Origin of the sequence: uncultured Ruegeria sp., from assembly GCF_947497005.1 — a bacterium.
Taxonomy (GTDB): Bacteria; Pseudomonadota; Alphaproteobacteria; order Rhodobacterales; family Rhodobacteraceae; genus Ruegeria.
The window spans coordinates 53,847-69,808 of the sequence record NZ_CANMFF010000006.1 but is presented as its reverse complement, the minus strand read 5'-3'; the positions used below and the strand labels follow the sequence as shown (position 1 = coordinate 69,808).

15 protein-coding genes are annotated in these 15,962 nt (G+C 56.8%); 7 read left to right on the top strand and 8 right to left on the bottom strand.

What is annotated here, in order from left to right; genetic code table 11:
* Positions 1-87: 87 nt before the first annotated feature.
* Positions 88-3,405 carry an adenylate/guanylate cyclase domain-containing protein gene (locus Q0816_RS10080; RefSeq protein ID WP_298850026.1) on the top strand — a complete coding sequence of 1,106 codons (3,318 nt, stop codon included), beginning with the start codon at positions 88-90 and terminating at the stop codon, positions 3,403-3,405.
* A gap of 86 nt (positions 3,406-3,491) precedes the next feature.
* Here Q0816_RS10080 and Q0816_RS10075 read toward each other — a convergent pair whose 3' ends face one another.
* Positions 3,492-4,502: a D-cysteine desulfhydrase family protein gene (locus Q0816_RS10075; protein WP_298850025.1), complete on the bottom strand. Its 1,011-nt coding sequence runs from the start codon at positions 4,500-4,502 to the stop codon at positions 3,492-3,494.
* A 228-nt stretch (positions 4,503-4,730) separates the two neighbouring features.
* Here Q0816_RS10075 and queC point away from each other — a divergent pair, with 228 nt between their 5' ends.
* Genes queC through queF form a run of 4 tightly spaced genes read left to right on the top strand, consistent with a single transcriptional unit; the run spans position 4,731 to position 6,958 of the window.
* Positions 4,731-5,429, top strand: coding sequence for a 7-cyano-7-deazaguanine synthase QueC (gene queC / locus Q0816_RS10070; RefSeq protein WP_298850024.1), 699 nt, complete (start codon positions 4,731-4,733; stop codon positions 5,427-5,429).
* Positions 5,429-5,782 carry a 6-carboxytetrahydropterin synthase QueD gene (gene queD / locus Q0816_RS10065; protein WP_298850023.1) on the top strand — a complete coding sequence of 118 codons (354 nt, stop codon included), beginning with the start codon at positions 5,429-5,431 and terminating at the stop codon, positions 5,780-5,782. The genes queC and queD overlap by 1 nt, the downstream gene beginning before the upstream one ends.
* Positions 5,779-6,480 carry a 7-carboxy-7-deazaguanine synthase QueE gene (gene queE, locus Q0816_RS10060; protein WP_298850022.1) on the top strand — a complete coding sequence of 234 codons (702 nt, stop codon included), beginning with the start codon at positions 5,779-5,781 and terminating at the stop codon, positions 6,478-6,480. The genes queD and queE overlap by 4 nt, the downstream gene beginning before the upstream one ends.
* A gap of 16 nt (positions 6,481-6,496) precedes the next feature.
* Positions 6,497-6,958, top strand: coding sequence for a preQ(1) synthase (gene queF / locus Q0816_RS10055; RefSeq protein ID WP_298850021.1), 462 nt, complete (start codon positions 6,497-6,499; stop codon positions 6,956-6,958).
* 24 nt (positions 6,959-6,982) lie between these two features.
* Here queF and Q0816_RS10050 read toward each other — a convergent pair whose 3' ends face one another.
* Entirely contained in the window at positions 6,983-7,675 is a 693-nt protein-coding gene (locus Q0816_RS10050; protein WP_298850020.1) for a Crp/Fnr family transcriptional regulator, read from the bottom strand.
* A gap of 187 nt (positions 7,676-7,862) precedes the next feature.
* Between Q0816_RS10050 and hemA the strand changes: the two genes are divergently transcribed.
* On the top strand, positions 7,863-9,086 hold the full coding sequence (gene hemA, locus Q0816_RS10045) for a 5-aminolevulinate synthase (RefSeq protein WP_298850019.1): 1,224 nt from the start codon (positions 7,863-7,865) through the stop codon (positions 9,084-9,086).
* A 56-nt stretch (positions 9,087-9,142) separates the two neighbouring features.
* Here the strand turns inward: hemA and Q0816_RS10040 are convergent, their stop codons facing one another.
* From Q0816_RS10040 to Q0816_RS10015, 6 genes are read right to left on the bottom strand one after another with little or no spacing between them, the layout of a single operon-like run.
* Complete coding sequence (locus Q0816_RS10040; RefSeq protein ID WP_298850018.1) at positions 9,143-9,430, bottom strand: cytochrome C oxidase subunit IV family protein; 288 nt, start codon at positions 9,428-9,430, stop codon at positions 9,143-9,145.
* Between the two features lie 5 nt (positions 9,431-9,435).
* Positions 9,436-9,984 carry a cytochrome c oxidase subunit 3 gene (locus tag Q0816_RS10035; protein WP_298850017.1) on the bottom strand — a complete coding sequence of 183 codons (549 nt, stop codon included), beginning with the start codon at positions 9,982-9,984 and terminating at the stop codon, positions 9,436-9,438.
* Positions 9,981-11,903: a nitric oxide reductase activation protein NorD gene (locus tag Q0816_RS10030; RefSeq protein ID WP_298850016.1), complete on the bottom strand. Its 1,923-nt coding sequence runs from the start codon at positions 11,901-11,903 to the stop codon at positions 9,981-9,983. Before Q0816_RS10030 ends, Q0816_RS10035 begins: the two co-directional genes overlap by 4 nt.
* Before the next feature lie 9 nt (positions 11,904-11,912).
* Positions 11,913-12,728 (bottom strand): CbbQ/NirQ/NorQ/GpvN family protein, encoded by an 816-nt coding sequence (locus Q0816_RS10025; RefSeq protein WP_298850015.1) that lies wholly within the window; start codon positions 12,726-12,728, stop codon positions 11,913-11,915.
* Positions 12,728-14,095, bottom strand: coding sequence for a cbb3-type cytochrome c oxidase subunit I (locus Q0816_RS10020; protein WP_298850014.1), 1,368 nt, complete (start codon positions 14,093-14,095; stop codon positions 12,728-12,730). Before Q0816_RS10020 ends, Q0816_RS10025 begins: the two co-directional genes overlap by 1 nt.
* Before the next feature lie 16 nt (positions 14,096-14,111).
* Positions 14,112-14,561, bottom strand: coding sequence for a cytochrome c (locus tag Q0816_RS10015; RefSeq protein WP_298850012.1), 450 nt, complete (start codon positions 14,559-14,561; stop codon positions 14,112-14,114).
* A gap of 269 nt (positions 14,562-14,830) precedes the next feature.
* Here Q0816_RS10015 and Q0816_RS10010 point away from each other — a divergent pair, with 269 nt between their 5' ends.
* The gene (locus Q0816_RS10010; RefSeq protein WP_298850010.1) at positions 14,831-15,943 is read left to right on the top strand and encodes a Hint domain-containing protein; all 1,113 of its coding nucleotides are present in this window, start codon (positions 14,831-14,833) and stop codon (positions 15,941-15,943) included.
* Positions 15,944-15,962: the final 19 nt, after the last annotated feature.

Here is a 15,962-nt window from a genome sequence, read left to right as displayed (position 1 = left end):
CTCGGACTACTCCCGGGTAAAATGTATTGACCAAAAGGGAATGGGAATGCATGGCATCGCGACGTCGCCGACCTGCATGGCAGTCACATGACTGATGTAAAGGACTGGTTGGTCAGACACGGCTTGATCAAGTATGTCGATGCCTTTTCCCGACACGAGATCGAGCTGGGCGATCTGCCGGAACTAAGTGACGCCGACCTTGTCACAATTGGCCTGCCCCTTGGGCCAAGGCGCCGATTTCTGAAAGCCATACGGGAAGAAGCCGGAGGGCACGCAGGATCACAGCGCGCGATTCAGGAACCCAATATTGTTGCTGAGCGCAGACAGCTGACGGTCATGTTCATTGATCTTGTCGGCTCGACGGCCATATCGCAGAAGCTGGATCCCGAAGATCTGGCCGAGGTATTGAGACTGTTCAAAGAAACCTGCGCCGCTGCGGTCGCCGCTTTCGATGGTCATATCGCCAGCTATTACGGCGACGGTATCATGGTGTTTTTCGGCTTTCCGCACGCGCATGAGGATGATCCGGAGCGCGCCATTCATGCGGGTCTTCGAATTGTTCGTGAAATTCCTGAAATCCGCACGCACGCACATCTTGAAGTCCGCATTGGGATTGCAACTGGCCTGGTTGTCGTCGGCGACCTTCGCGGAGAGAAGATGTTCGAAGATGGCACAGCCATGGGCGAGACCCCGAATCTTGCCGCACGGCTACAATCCATGGCCGATCCGAGCACTATGATTGTCGCACCGACGACACAGGAACTGGCGGGCGAAACCTTCGAGTATGTGCGCCGGGGGACGTTTCAATTGAAAGGTTTCGCCAAGGAAGTCGAAGCCTGGCAGGTTACCGGCACGCGCCAGACGTTCAGTCGCTTCCTTGCGACAGATGATGTTACGATGAGTTCATTGGTCGGGCGGACACTGGAACACGAAACCCTTCAAAGCAAGTGGACGCTGGCGTGTCAGGGCCAGGGTCAGGTGGCGCTGGTGTCGGGTGAGGCGGGTATCGGAAAGTCCAGGCTGATCGAAGAGCTTCGCCGTACGATCCCGGACGCAAAGCACCGGCAACTTCGTTTTCAGTGTTCACCTTTCCATGACGCAAGCGCGCTGTACCCGGTTATTCGCCAGCTTGAAACCGCAGCCGAGCTGCGGGCCAATGACAGTGCAAAGGACAAACTGGGCAAGATTTCCCACATCCTCGGTGATCCGTCTGAAGTTACATTGAAACTGGCGGCGACGCTTCTGTCGGTCCCTTTTGAGGATAGGCTCGGCCCGCTGGATCTGACATCTGAACAGATCATGAAGCAGACGCTGGAGATGCTGGTCGATCATATGATTGAAGCAGCACGGAAAACCCCGATCCTGTTGCTTTTCGAAGATGCGCATTGGATCGACCCAACGACAAAGACGCTGCTTGACCGGCTCGTGGACCGAATTGAGGACGCGCCCCTGCTGATGGTGATGAGCTATCGCACGGGCTTTGATCCGGGCTGGGCACACACACCCAGCCTAATGCACGTCGCGCTTCAACAACTGGACTTCGCACAAGTCAAAGAGATTGTGAACGACGTAGCCAAAGGCAAAACCGTCCCGGATGAAGTCTACCATCTGATCGCTGCCAGATCCAACGGCGTCCCGCTTTATGTCGAAGAAGTAACGAAGGATCTGTTGGAATCCGATCTTCTGACGGAACGCGCCGACGCCTATACGATGGATCGGACGTCGCCCTCGCCTTCTGTGCCGAAAACCTTGCACGATGCGCTAATGGCCCGCCTTGACCGATTGAGCTCGGCCAAGGAAGTGGCGCAGATCGGAGCTGTTATCGGCCCGCAATTCTCGTATCCGATGATCGCAAGCGTTTCCCGTTTTGATGAACGGGCATTACGTTCCGGCCTGGATTTGTTGGTTGATGCTGGGATCGTGAATATCTCGGACACCGAGCCCGAGGAAACCTTCAGATACCGTCACGCGCTTATTCGGGACACCGCTTATAACAGCCTGCTAAAACGCGAACGGCGAACGCTTCATGCTCGGGTTGTCGAAGCATTGAACCATTCGTCGCCACATGACCATTCTGCAGGCCCTGAAATTCTGGCTCATCATTATACGATGGCAGACATGCCGGACGAGGCGATTGAGCATTGGTATCTGGCCGGTCAGCGCGCTGTTGAACGTTCAGCCGGAATCGAAGCGGCAACACAGCTGGGCCGCGCCATCGCGTTGTTGGAGCAGCAGGACGACTCCGTTGACCGTGACCGCAAGGAAACCAAAATCCAAACCTTGCGAGCTGGCGTTCTTCGCTCGACAGCTGGCATTGCGGCCGATGAAACGGGGGCGGTTTACGCCCGGATTCGGGATTTGTGCAACCAGTTGGGCGAAACCGAGCAGTTGTTCCCTGTGTTGAATGGACTCTACGCATATCATCTGGTCCGCGGTGAATACGACCTTGCCAAGAACGTCGCGGCGCAGTTGCTGGAACTGGCCAAGCTGACCGAGAAAACGCACCACACCATGATTGCCCACCGGGCCATGGGCGCCGTCTTATTGCATATCGGACATCAGGACTCCTCCTATGATCACCTGCGGCGGGCGTTGCAATTATATGATCCCCAGCAACACAGCCGTCTTGCTTTTGTTTATGGAACGGATCATGCGGCCATCACCTCGTGCTTTCTAAGCATGACGGTCTGGTTGCGCGGTGAACCGGATCGCGCGCTCGAGATTCAGCATCAGGCAATCTCGGCGGCACAGGATCTGCAACATGCACATAGTCTGGCTCAGACCCTGACGTATCTGTGTATGCTTCATCTGTTACGGCGTGAGCCTGAAAAAGTTTACGACGTTGTCGTTCGCCTTGAAGAATTGGCGACCAAACACGCGTTCCCGTTCATGAAGTTGACGGCGAACGTATGGCGATGCTGGGCAGACGTTCAGATCACACCTTGTCCTGAATCAATCCGCGCAATGAGAGAGGCTGCAGAAGCTTGGTGGGCCAGCGGGGCTGGAAACTATAAGCCACTGTTCTTGACGATTCTTGCAGAAGCGTCATTGGAAGCGAATGAACCAGAGGCCGCACAGCGCCTGTTGGACGAAGCACGCGAACAGCAGGTTCTGACCAATGAAGGTTGGGCTCAGGCGGAAACGGATAGAATTCAGGCATTGGTGCGGTCAACCGAGGCTCCATCCGATGATCTGTTCGTCCTCGCCCTGCGAACCGCACGCGGGCAGCAAGCCAGAATGTTCGAACTGCGAACGGCCGTGGATTACGTCCAAACTTGCAATCGCTTCGGGTGTACTCCGTCGCTGCCGGATCTCGGTGGTGTTCTGGAAACGATCATTGGCGGCAAGCAAACCCGTGATATCGCGACGGCTTTGTCCCTGCTCAATAAGGCAAAGGCGTCCTAGGATACTTTGTTTGCCAATTTCGGTGACCTGATGCCCTCTGTCCATTCGTACTTTCCGAAAACATGGACGCGTTGTGTTTCACCGTTTCAACTCGGTTGCAGTTCATCCTGATATCCAAACAACGCCGGTTGCCCGCCTGTATGCAACAGAACAACTTTTTGGCCTTTTCGGACGACGCCTTCTTCAAGCAACCCCAGAAGCCCGGCAAAGGTCTTGGCGGAATAGACCGGGTCTAAAAAGATTCCTTCGGTACGCGCCATCAGGGTCAGTGCTTCGCGGGTTGATTGACCAATCCGACCATATCCCGGGGCCAAGGCGCCATCCCATGTGTGGACATCATCCATGACCAAAGCGGGGTCAAAACCCATCATGTTTGCCAGTCGTCCCAAAACCTTTTGCAAACGCGCTCGCTGCTGGTTCCGATCGCGGCGAACGCATATGCCGTAGACAGGTGCGGGTTGTCCCGCTAGACGCAACCCGGTCAGGAACCCTCCATGCGTTGAACCGCTGCCGGATGGCATCACCACTGCGTCAAAATCGCTGATCTGCGCATTCAATTCCGCTGCCCCCGCCACATAACCCAATGCCCCCAACGGAGGATGACCGATACCCAGATGGATCACATATGGTTTTCGACCCTCAGCAAGAAGTTGATCGGCGCGTTCGTGAAGGGCGTTATCGGCGCCCGCCTCGTCCTCGCCCTTTGGGTAGCTCATGTGTTCAGCGCCAAGAAGCTGCGCCAGAAGAACATTGCCGGATTGATGGTAGTATTCCCCCATATCCGCAACTCGTTCTTCCAGTTGAAGGACGGATGACATTCCCAGTTTTGTCGCCGCTGCGGCTGCCGTGCGTACAAAATTTGACTGAACGGCGCCGGTGATCAGGATGGTGTCAGCGCCCTGCTGCAGTGCCTCACCCATGTAGAATTCGAGCTGACGGGTCTTGTTTCCGCCGAAGCTGAGACCGGTCAGGTCGTCACGCTTGATCCACAGATCCAGCCCGAGACGGTTAGACAGACGTTCAAGCCGTTCTACCGGTGTGACGGATGTCATCAGCCTCGCACGGGGAAAGTTTGAAAGCACCTCGTCAATCATCATCCTTGTGCCCTCACATTCATGCACGCGACTCGGCCGAACACCGGCACTGTAAGCGAGGATAAAGATGATACAGCCGTCGTGGAAGACAGCTGATCAAGCCCACCAGGACTGATCGCGCGCAATTTACTGCATGCAGTTGGGAAAGACGTTGCGCTTGGAAACTAACACGCCTATCGGTGCGCCCCGCCGGTCGCAGCCTACCCGGCTAACAAAACAAGGACTGATAAAATGAAAACTGCTTTGGTCTGCTCTGGCGGGCTTGATTCCGTGTCTTTGGCGCATGTTTTAGCGGCCGAAGGAAATCTGTCGCGCCTGGTCTCATTTGACTACGGCCAGCGTCACACCAAAGAGCTGGAGTTTGCGGCCAAATGCGCCGACCGGCTGGGTGTACCGCACCGCGTGATTGATCTGCGTTCGGTCGGGGCATCGCTGACCGGATCTGCTCTGACCGACGATCTGGAAATACCTGACGGGCATTACGAAGAAGAGACCATGAAGGCCACCTCCGTGCCCAATCGTAATGCGATCATGCTGACCGTCGCCTATGGCATCGCGGCTGCAAATTGCGACGATGCGGTGGCGACGGCCGTGCACGGCGGCGACCACTTCATTTATCCCGATTGCCGCCCGGCTTTCACTGACGCCTTTGACGCCATGCAGCGCGCAGCACTGGATGGATATGCGGATATCTCGCTGCATGTTCCCTTCGTGCATCACTCCAAAGCCGATATCGTTGCCCAAGGGGCGCGGGTGAACACACCCTTTGCCAATACGTGGTCTTGTTACAAAGGCGGCGACCTGCATTGCGGGCGCTGCGGTACCTGCGTCGAACGGCGCGAGGCGTTTGATTTGGCCGGTGTCAAGGATCCGACCACTTACGAGGACCCTGAATTCTGGCGTCACGCGGTGGAAAGGAAGCAGGGTTGATGTTCCGGATTAGCAAAGAATTCCACTTCTCGGCATCGCACCAGCTGACCCACCTACCGGACAATCACCAATGTGCACGGCTACATGGTCATAACTACATCGTCGTGGTCGAACTGGCATCAGCTGATTTAAACCATGATGGGTTTGTGCGGGATTATCATGAGCTGAAACCGCTCAAGGCCTATATTGACGACGCATTCGACCATCGGCACCTGAATGATGTAATGAACTGCGTGACCACCGCAGAGAACATGGCGCGCCATTTTTATGATTGGTGCGCCGCGCGCTGGCCCGAAACGGCTGCCGTGAAAGTGTCAGAAACGCCCAAGACATGGGCCGAGTACCGGCCATGACACTGCGCATTGCCGAGATATTCGGCCCCACTGTTCAGGGCGAAGGTTCGCTGATCGGCCATCCCACTGTATTCGTGCGCACGGGAGGTTGCGATTTTCGCTGTTCGTGGTGTGACAGCCTGCATGCGGTTGACAGCGCGTTCCGCCACAACTGGCAAGCAATGAACGCTGATGCGGTCTGGGCCGAGGTTCAGCGTTTGTCTGGTGGACGACCGCTGACCGTGTCCCTGTCTGGTGGCAACCCGGCCATTCAGGACTTTGCCCCACTGATCCGACTGGGTGTGCAGGAAGGCTATAGCTTTGCCTGCGAAACCCAGGGGTCGGTGGCCAAGCCATGGTTTGCCGATCTGGCGACGCTTGTGCTCAGCCCCAAACCGCCCAGCAGCGGCGAGGTGATGGATTGGAACGTGTTCGACGCCTGTCTGGCGGTTCGCCCCGCGCAGACCGCACTGAAAATCGTTGTCTTTGATGACGCCGATTTTCAATGGGCGCAACATGTGTCCTCGCGGTATCCCGACCTGCCGCTATACCTGCAACCAGGCAATCCGGAAACCGATCCCGACCTGCCTGTTGATCTGCAGCAGGCCACCAGACGGCTGGAATGGCTGATCGACAAGACCCTCGGCATCGGGTGGTTCACCCCTCGAATCCTGCCCCAGCTTCATGTTCTGGTCTGGGGTAACAAACGCGGCGTCTGACCAGAAGGAGACAGACATGAGCGCCATCTATAGCAATCTAACGCAATTGGGTAGCGACACAGCCCTGCCCACCACCCCTGATGAAGCGGTTCTGGAACGTGTTCAAAACCCGCAATCTGACGTGGATTACAATGTGCGTTTCACAGCGCCCGAATTCACCTCGCTTTGCCCGATGACCGGGCAGCCGGATTTTGCCCATCTGGTCATTGACTATGTGCCGGGCGGCTGGCTGGTGGAAAGCAAATCCCTGAAGTTGTTCCTGGGATCGTTCCGCAATCACGGAGCATTCCACGAAGATTGCACCATTTCCATCGCCCGCCGTCTGCAGGAGTTTCTGGACCCCCGCTGGCTGCGCATCGGTGGCTACTGGTACCCGCGCGGCGGTATTCCGATCGATGTGTTCTGGCAAACGGGTCCCCTGCCCGAAGGTGTCTGGATACCCGATCAGGGCGTCCCGCCGTATCGCGGGCGCGGCTGAACAAGGTACAGGATCCAGGCGGGCTTATTTCTCGCTTGGATCACTTTCCGCGTAGTTACGCAAAACGTCCATATCAGCGATACCTGCGTGATTTCTGTCGATCCTGACACCTATCGGTTTCAACCGGGAAAACGCGCGGCTCAGGCTTTCGGGTTTCATCCCCAGACGTCCGGCGATCAGCATCTTGTCGTAGGGCAATTCCACCTCGCATTGACCGGAATCGCAATCGCACAAGTTCAGCAGGAACTCCGCAACGCGTTGCGCCCCCGTCTGTGCCTTCAGCTGCTCTAACTGCGCCACCAGAGAATGCAGGTGCGTAAAGGTGGCCGCCAGTATCGATACGCCGATTTCCGGGTCTTCCTTCATGAGTGACAACAGGACCGGGCTGGGGATGTGCATCACTTCACACGGCGAAACGGCTTCGGCAGACACGGGATAGGGCACATTGCGCAGCGCCACGGCCTCACCAAAGCTTTCGCCGCGGGTGAAAACGCTCACTACGGCTTCCGCTCCGGTCGGAGAAATGCGGAACAGCTTGACCCAACCCGCCAGCACGACATGAACGGCCTTGGCTTCTTCCTCCTGCAGAAAGATTGTCTCGCCTCGATCATATTGTCGCCAGATCGCTTGCCGCAGCAGCGTATCGACATGCTGGTCCGGCAGGCTGCGCAGAAGCAGCGACTGGCGCGCAATCGCCTTTTGTGCCTCGTGTGGCATGAAGGCATCCCCTTATTTGTCCGGTCCGGGCATTGGCCCGGGAATCCACCCCTGTTTCATGCTATGCCAAAGCCCACGCAGGGGTACCAGCTTTTTTCTTGCACTCAAACTTGACAATTGTCATGTCCTAGCCCGCAGCGCTGACTTAAATTCACTTCCAAAGCCAGTTATCCGGGGAGCATTTCAGATGGATTTCGAGCGATTTTTCAGCCAGAGCCTCGCTGCTTTGAAGGATGAAGGGAACTACCGGGTATTCATCGACTTGCAACGGCGTTGCGGGGCGTTTCCGAATGCGCGCCAGACCGACGGGCCCGTGCAGCGGGACGTTCGCATCTGGTGTTCCAATGACTATCTGGGCATGGGACAACACCCTTCCGTAATCGGAGCCATGCATGACGCATTGGAGCGTTGCGGCGCTGGAGCGGGTGGTACGCGCAATATCTCAGGTACCACGCATGACCACGTTTTGCTTGAGGCTGAGCTGGCTGACCTGCACGGAAAAGAAGCTGCGTTGCTGTTCACCTCGGGCTATGTATCCAATTGGGCTGCGTTGGGGACGCTGGCCGCGAAGATCCCGGATCTGATTGTTTTCTCTGATGCGCTGAACCATGCTTCTATGATCGAAGGCATCCGCCACTCACGGGCGCAGAAGGTGATCTGGAAACATAACGACCTTGAAGATCTGGAGGCCAAACTGGCCGCCGCCAACCCCGACGCGCCCAAGATGATCGCATTTGAGTCGGTCTATTCCATGGATGGTGATATCGCACCGATCAAAGAGATTTGCGATCTGGCCGACAAATACGGCGCGATGACCTATCTGGACGAAGTGCATGCTGTCGGGCTGTATGGTCCGCGCGGTGGTGGCATCGCCGAACGCGAAGGCCTGATGGAACGCCTGACCGTGATCGAAGGCACATTGGGAAAAGCGTTTGGTGTGGTCGGCGGATACATCGCGGCCTCGGCGGCCTTGTGCGATTTCGTACGCAGCTTTGCCAGTGGCTTCATCTTTACCACTGCCCTGCCCCCGTCGATCGCAGCCGGTGCCGCCGCATCAATCCAGCATCTGAAACAATCAAGCGCAGAGCGCAATTTGCAAAAGGCTCGTGTGGCACAGGTGCGCGCGCTCCTGGATGAGGAAGGCATTCCACATTTGCCCAACCCCAGCCATATCATCCCGGTGATGGTGGGGGACCCGGTGAAGTGCAAATTCATATCCGACACGCTGCTCGAGGAATTCGGCATCTATATCCAGCCGATCAACTATCCCACAGTTCCCAAAGGGACCGAACGATTGCGGATCACACCGTCGCCGGTCCACACCGATGAGGATATCGATCATCTGATTGGTGCCTTGTCGGCTCTATGGCAACGCTGTCAGATCGCGCGGATTCCACAGGCCGCTCAATAACCAAAGCACCCCTTTGCTTGGAAAACTGCCGCCCTTCGGGGTGGCTTTTTTACGTTTCAGACTAGATATAGCGCGAAGATCACCGCGGAAAATCCCGTTAGAACCATGGTGAACCCGCGCATCCAGCTTGGGCTGTCGGCCAAATCCAGATAGTACTTCAAGATTATGCGGGTCTTAATCAACGCCAGAAACACGATACCGCCTGCAATGGCGGTACTTGGCGCTTGTATCAGGGTCAGCAGCGCTGATCCGGCGCTGAGAGCCAAGAGTCCAAGCCAAGCGCGGGTAAGAGGGTTTGGGCGCCTCTGGCGGGAGTATTTGTGAAAAGGTGAAGCTGTGGGCATTGCTTTTATCCCAGCAGGTAGATCACTGGAAACAACATGATCCAGACCAGATCGACCATATGCCAGAACTGCGCTCCTGCTTCTATGTTGCCCGGGTCATCGCGCCATGCGACCAGTAATAGAATACCAACCCCGGCCAATACATGCGCGGCATGAAAGCCCGTCAGCAAATAGTAGAACAAGAAGAACGGATGCGTTTCGTAACTAATCCCTTGCGACGCCTTGTCTGCATACTCTGCGACCTTGATGATCAGGAAAACCACACCCAGCAGTGCGGCACAGACCAACGTCAGGCGGGCTAAAACACGCTGCATGTTTCGTTGCCAGTTTAGCGCCTGAGCGGCTAGATAGCCCGATGTCACCAAGACCACAGTGTTCAACGCCGCGCCCGTGCGATGAAGATGTGATTGCGCCTCTGCAAAACCTGCAGGATCGGTCAGCCGCACGCCCATGAAAGCGATCATCCCCGCTCCGAAAACCAACAGTTCGGAAATAATCAGAACCCACATCAGAAATTCGCCCGGAAGCTCGTCGATCAGTGTGGCGTCGCTCATGCGCCGACCAGCTGCCGGTAAATCTGCGGTAACGCCATGGTCAGGCGATGCGGATCCGGAATGACCGCGAAACCACCCTGCCCGAACATACGCGGAAACCAGCTTTTGCCTGTTTTGTCGATTGTGACACCAAAAACCGATTGCCCGGCACGGCGCGCTTCGCGCACAGCCATATAGGTGTCTTCGATACCGTGGCGCCCCTCATAATGGTCAAGATCGTTGGGTTTGCCATCGGTGATCACCAGAAGCAGCCGGCGCTTGCGGGTCTGTCTCGCCAGATCCGCTGAACAGTGCCGAATAGCGGCGCCCAACCTAGTATAGTGTCCGGGGCGCAGCGACGCGATGCGCTGTTCAACTTTGGTACCCATGGGTTCATCAAACCGTTTGCATCGCTGCACATAGACGCGCTGACGCTTCAGTGAGCTGAACGCATGAATGGCGAATTCGTCGCCACAGGCGTTCAGGCCCCAGGCGAGCGCGGCTAGCGCCTCGCGCTCGATGTCGATCACGGCGCGGCCGGTGACGGCACTTTCGGTCGAGCGGCTGACATCCAGCAGGATCGACACGGCCAGATCCCGCGCCTCGGGACGGGATTGCAGCCAGATACGTTCCGTGCCTTCGCCGTTTGCGCAGCGGTCGACCTGTGCCCGCACTGCGGCCTCGATATCCAGTTGGTCGCCGTCCAGATGGCCCCGCGTCATTACACGACCTGGGCGCAGCGCTTCAAACTGTCGTTTCACAGCGCGGATGCGACGGGCGGTGGCAGGATCCTTACCAAATTCGGCGGCCTCCTCGCGGATATCGGCATCTGATAGCAGAACGTTGACGTGGTCGGGCAGATATTGCCCCGTGCGCACATCCCATTCTGGATAGAGGATCCGGCCCGACAACCGCTCGCGGTTCACATCCTCGGGCGCGAGGTCCAGATGAAGTTTTAACCGTGTTGGGGGAGCTTTTGAAATTTGCCCCAACCCGATTTCTTCCTGATCATCGGCGGCCTTTTTGGCGTTGTCGGGATCATCGTCGTCAACGCGGCGGTTCAGGTTCAAGAATTCCGCCCAGCTCAGGATCGCCTCGAACTTGTGCAGAATGAGACTGTCGTTGCGTTCGGCCTGATCGGATTTGCGGCGGCGGGCCCGGTGGGTTTTTTCCCCGGATTCTTCTGACTCACCTTCGGTCTCCGGGTTTTCAACCTCGGTATGTTCGGAGAACCCGACAGGACGCAGCTCGGGCCACAGCGGAACGGGACGGAAGTGCTGATACCCCCGTGGGGCAGCAAGATCGCCGTCGAATGACAGGAACTGTTGGGCCCTAGTCGAAAGCGGAGCTTCATCGCCAAGCATATGGCGGACAAGCTCTTCAACAGCTTCTTCGGCAGAGGGCAAATTGGGGATATTGCGCTGGTACAGAATGCCTTTGCAAAGTTCCGAATAAAGCGGGCGCAATCCGGGAGCATCTGCCAGCGTAGACTCGACCATCTGACGGGCGGCCACCAGCGCGTGCAGATCGGCACGCAAAGGATCACCTTGATCAATTCGGGTTCCGGCATGGGCAGCGGCAGCAGCCAGCCAGACATAAAGCGCGCCATTTGCTTCACGCGCAGGAAAAACCGCCAGCCGGTCTGGCAGACGCAACACTTCTCCGTCGAATGACGCGCGTGGCATCAGTTCGACCTCCGTCGCCAGACGGCGGCGCCAGCCAAGGCGGTGGCGCGAAACCTCGGGCGAGACCGGGCGCAATTCTACGCCCGGACTACCCCCAAGCCCTCTGAAAAGGACTGCCAGCCGCCCCGCGACCTCAGAGAGGTCTACCGCGGCTCCAACATGCACCTCAGGTGCATCGAGGCGGCTGGCAAGGGTGTGCCACAGTTTCCCGATCGTTTCTTCGGGTTCCCATGGCTCAAAATCGATCTTGACCATCGGCCGGCCTCACCCAAAGACAGCCGTGACAAGATCGAGGAGCCCGCGTTTGATATCCTCGTCGTCAGTCAGCGGTTCGACCATCGCCGCAAGAATGGCGCGGTCAGTGGACATGCCTTGCGCGATCAGCGTCGCGGCATAGACGACTAGGCGGGTGGAAACACCTTCTTCCAGATCCTGCCCTTTGAGCCCGCGCAACTTGCCGGCAAGGCGCACCAGCGGTTTGCAACGTTCCAACGGCAGACCACTTTCCTGCGCGACAACTTTGGCCTCCATATTGGGCGACGGGAAGTCGAATTCCAGCGAGATAAAGCGCTGCCGGGTCGAGGGTTTCAGGGTTTTCAGGATGTTTTGGTAACCGGGGTTGTACGAGGCCACCAGCATGAAGCCGGGCGCGGCCTCAAGCTCTTCGCCGGTGCGGTCGATCGGCAGGATGCGCCGGTCGTCGGTCAGCGGGTGCAACACAACGGTGACGTCCTTGCGGGCCTCGACCACCTCGTCAAGGTAGCAGATGGCGCCTTCGCGCACCGCGCGGGTCAGCGGGCCATCGACCCAGACGGTTTCGCCACCTTTCAGCAGATAGCGACCGATCAGGTCGGCGGCGGCCAGATCGTCGTGGCAGGCCACGGTATAGAGCGGGCGACCAAGGCTGGCGGCCATATGGGCCACAAAGCGGGTCTTGCCGCAGCCTGTCGGGCCTTTCAGCAAAACAGGCAGGTTGTTGGTGTAGGCGGCGGCGAACACATCGCATTCGTCGCCTTGCGCCAGGTAGAAGGGGGCGTCAGCCGCCCCCTTTTGCAGTTCCAAAGAGCCGTCCATATCCATCACTCCGCAGGGGTTTCGGCTGCACCTGGTTCAATGATCTCTTTCCGGGGAACCCAGATCGAGTAAATGAACAGCAGGGCGCCAAGGACCACAATCAGACCAGAGCCAAGGCGCATCCAGTAGAAGATCGCAACCTGATCCTGCACATCCATGAAGTAGTCTCCGACCACCCGCTGCATGTGAGTCTGAACGGTACCCGCGAAGGTCAGCACGAAAGTCATGAAGACCATGCCGCTGGTCATCAACCAGAAGCTCGCCATGTTCAGAACCTGATTATACGGATCGCGGTTCTTCAGGATCGGCATCGCGTAGCTGAAGATCGCCAGGTTGAGGCAGACATAGGCGCCATAGAAGGCCAGGTGACCGTGCGCCGCAGTGATCTGCGTGCCGTGGGTGTAATAGTTCACACCATGCAGCGTATGCAGGAAGCCCCAGACACCGGCCCCGAAGAAAGCGAGCGTGGCACAGCCCAGTGACCACAGCAGCGCGGCTTTGTTGGGGTGGTCACGGCGACCCTTCCAGACCATGACGAAGGCAAAGGCCATCATCGCAAAGAACGGGATCACTTCGAGGCTTGAGAAGATCGACCCGATCCACTGCCAGTACGCAGGCGTACCGATCCAATAATAGTGGTGGCCGGTGCCCAGGATACCCGAGAACAGCGCGGCGGCGACGATGACGTAGAGCCATTTTTCGACCACCTCACGGTCCACGCCGGTCAGCTTCAGCATCAGATAGGCGAGGATCGAGGCCATGATCAGTTCCCACACGCCTTCGACCCACAGGTGGACGACATACCACCAGTATTGCTTGTCGAGCGACAGGTTGCCCGGGTTGTAGAAGGCAAACAGGAACAGCAGCGCCAGACCCCACAGGCCCAGAACAAGGATGTTCGAAATGGCAGTTTTCTTGCCCTTCAGCACCGTCATCGTGACGTTGTAAAGGAACATCAGCGCGGCCACGACGATACCCGCCTTGACCCATTTGGGTTGCTCAAGGAACTCGCGGCCTTCTTTGCCAAGCAGCCAGTTGCCTTCGAACAGGTTGAAGACATACGTCAGAACCACGCCCAGCGTGCCGACCACAAGAATGATCAGTTGCAGGTAGGCCAGCTTGGGTGAATGAATCTCACGTTCCGCCTCTTCCGGGATCAGAAAATAGGCGGCACCGAAGAAGCCCAGCAACAGCCAGACAATCAGAGAGTTGGTGTGCAGCATCCGCACGATGTTGAACGGCAGAAGCTCGCTCAGGAAGTTCGGGAATACATAGATGAAACCGGCCAGAAGGCCGCCAATCACCTGTATCGCGAACAGGGCCATGGCTACCGCAAAGTAGGCATAGGCGATTTTTTGGGTTTCGTATTTCATTGCTCCGTTCCCCTTCTCAGCCTGCCTCGTTGGGCGGCCAGCCCTGCGCGTCGATATTATCCGTCCAGATCAGGAAGTTGGTCAGATCACGGATTTCTTCGTCGCTGAGGTTGAATTGCGGCATCTGCCGACGACCGGGAATGCCGGTAGGCTGCGCCTCCATCCAGCCTTTGAGGGATTCAAAGGCCGATTCCGGGTCGTCCAGGACGCCCCAGCGGGTCATCACATTTGCGACTTCTGGGGCAAAGTAGGCCCCTTCGCCCAGAATTGTGTGGCAGTTGATACAGGCGTGTTTTTCCCAGACATGTTTGCCCCGCACCACGCTGTCATCAAGCTTCGCCGAATTCTCGGAATTGACGATATACCAGTGGGAGTGGGCCGAAAGGGCCAGAAAGATGAGAATGAAGAACAATGACCCGCCATAAAAAATATTGCGGGCCATGCTCTTTGTCAGGACGTCTCGCATCGCGCTCTCCTTTGCGCAGATTAGCTAGTGTGGGCAACATGACGTGAGGGTCACAGGACTGCCTTAACGAAAGTCAAGACTTCAAAAGTTTGCTAACACTTGAGATCAGATGTCTGACAAACAACGAGAACCACGAAAAAGCCTTGGGTTCGCCTTGAAATCCAAAACAAAAGCGAGCATCTTCAGCGTCAAATTTTTTGGTATGATGGGCTTGTTCAAGCATCTGAAAATTCAGGTGCAAGTACTGTGTCAAAGAGTGATGGGCAAAAATGGCGAATTATTCCTATATCGGTTACACGCCTGGTGTAATCACAGTGAATACTATCGGACCGGACACGGTTACGTTGGATGTCAACTATGACCCGGATACCGATCGCCGCTTGTTCAGCGTGCAGGACGCAGCGGGGGGGTTCATTCAAAACGGTGGTGGGCCGCCTATCGCCGATACGGGCGATGTGTTCAACGGTGACCGCTTTGATAACGAAGACGGCGATGACCTGACGCAGACCGGTACCGTCACCACGCTCGATGGTTCAACCACTTTCTTAAGTGGCTCAATTTATCTGGAAGAATCCTACATTCTGTCCAAACCGGGCGGAGGAACGATCACAGTTTATCGCGTGGAAGTTGACGGGAGTCTGGGCGGGTACATAACGTCTGAACCTCTTGTTCCCGGCACGACGTATTCAATGAACATTGTGAACGTCACGCCGACCAACGCCCCCGATACAACTGATCCGAATGCGATTATTGATGTGCCTTGCTTTGTCGCCGGTACTCTTATCCGGACACCGGATGGCGATGTGGCTATCGAAACACTTTCCGCCGGAGACGAGGTTCTGACGCTGGATCACGGCATCCAACGTATACGCTGGATCGGCGCGCGATCGCTGGATGCGTCTGACTTGGCCAAAAAACCAATGCTGTGCCCAATCCGGATTGCGGCGGGAAGCCTTGGATGTAATCTTCCGAACCGGGATTTGTTGGTTTCGCCACAGCACCGAATGATGTTACGCTCCTCTATCGCAGTGCGCATGTTCGACAGCGAAGAAGTTCTGGTACCTGCCCGCAAGCTTGTTAGCATCCCAGGCATTTCGGTTGAGGAAACAGTGCAAGATGTCACCTACTACCACATACTGTTTGAACAACATGAGATAGTATTCGCCGAAGGTGCACCTTCGGAAAGCCTTTATACAGGTGCGCAAGCTCTTAAGGGTTTTCATCCCGAAGCGCTGGCTGAAATTGCAGCCCTCTTCCCGGAACTGACTTCGCCCGATCACAACCCGGTCTCAGCACGACCAATTCCGAAGCGTGGAAAACAAATCCTCTCTTTGATGCGTCGGCATATTAAAAACGACAAGGCATTGATCCGACCCTCGTGACCTGAAACTATTGACCCGG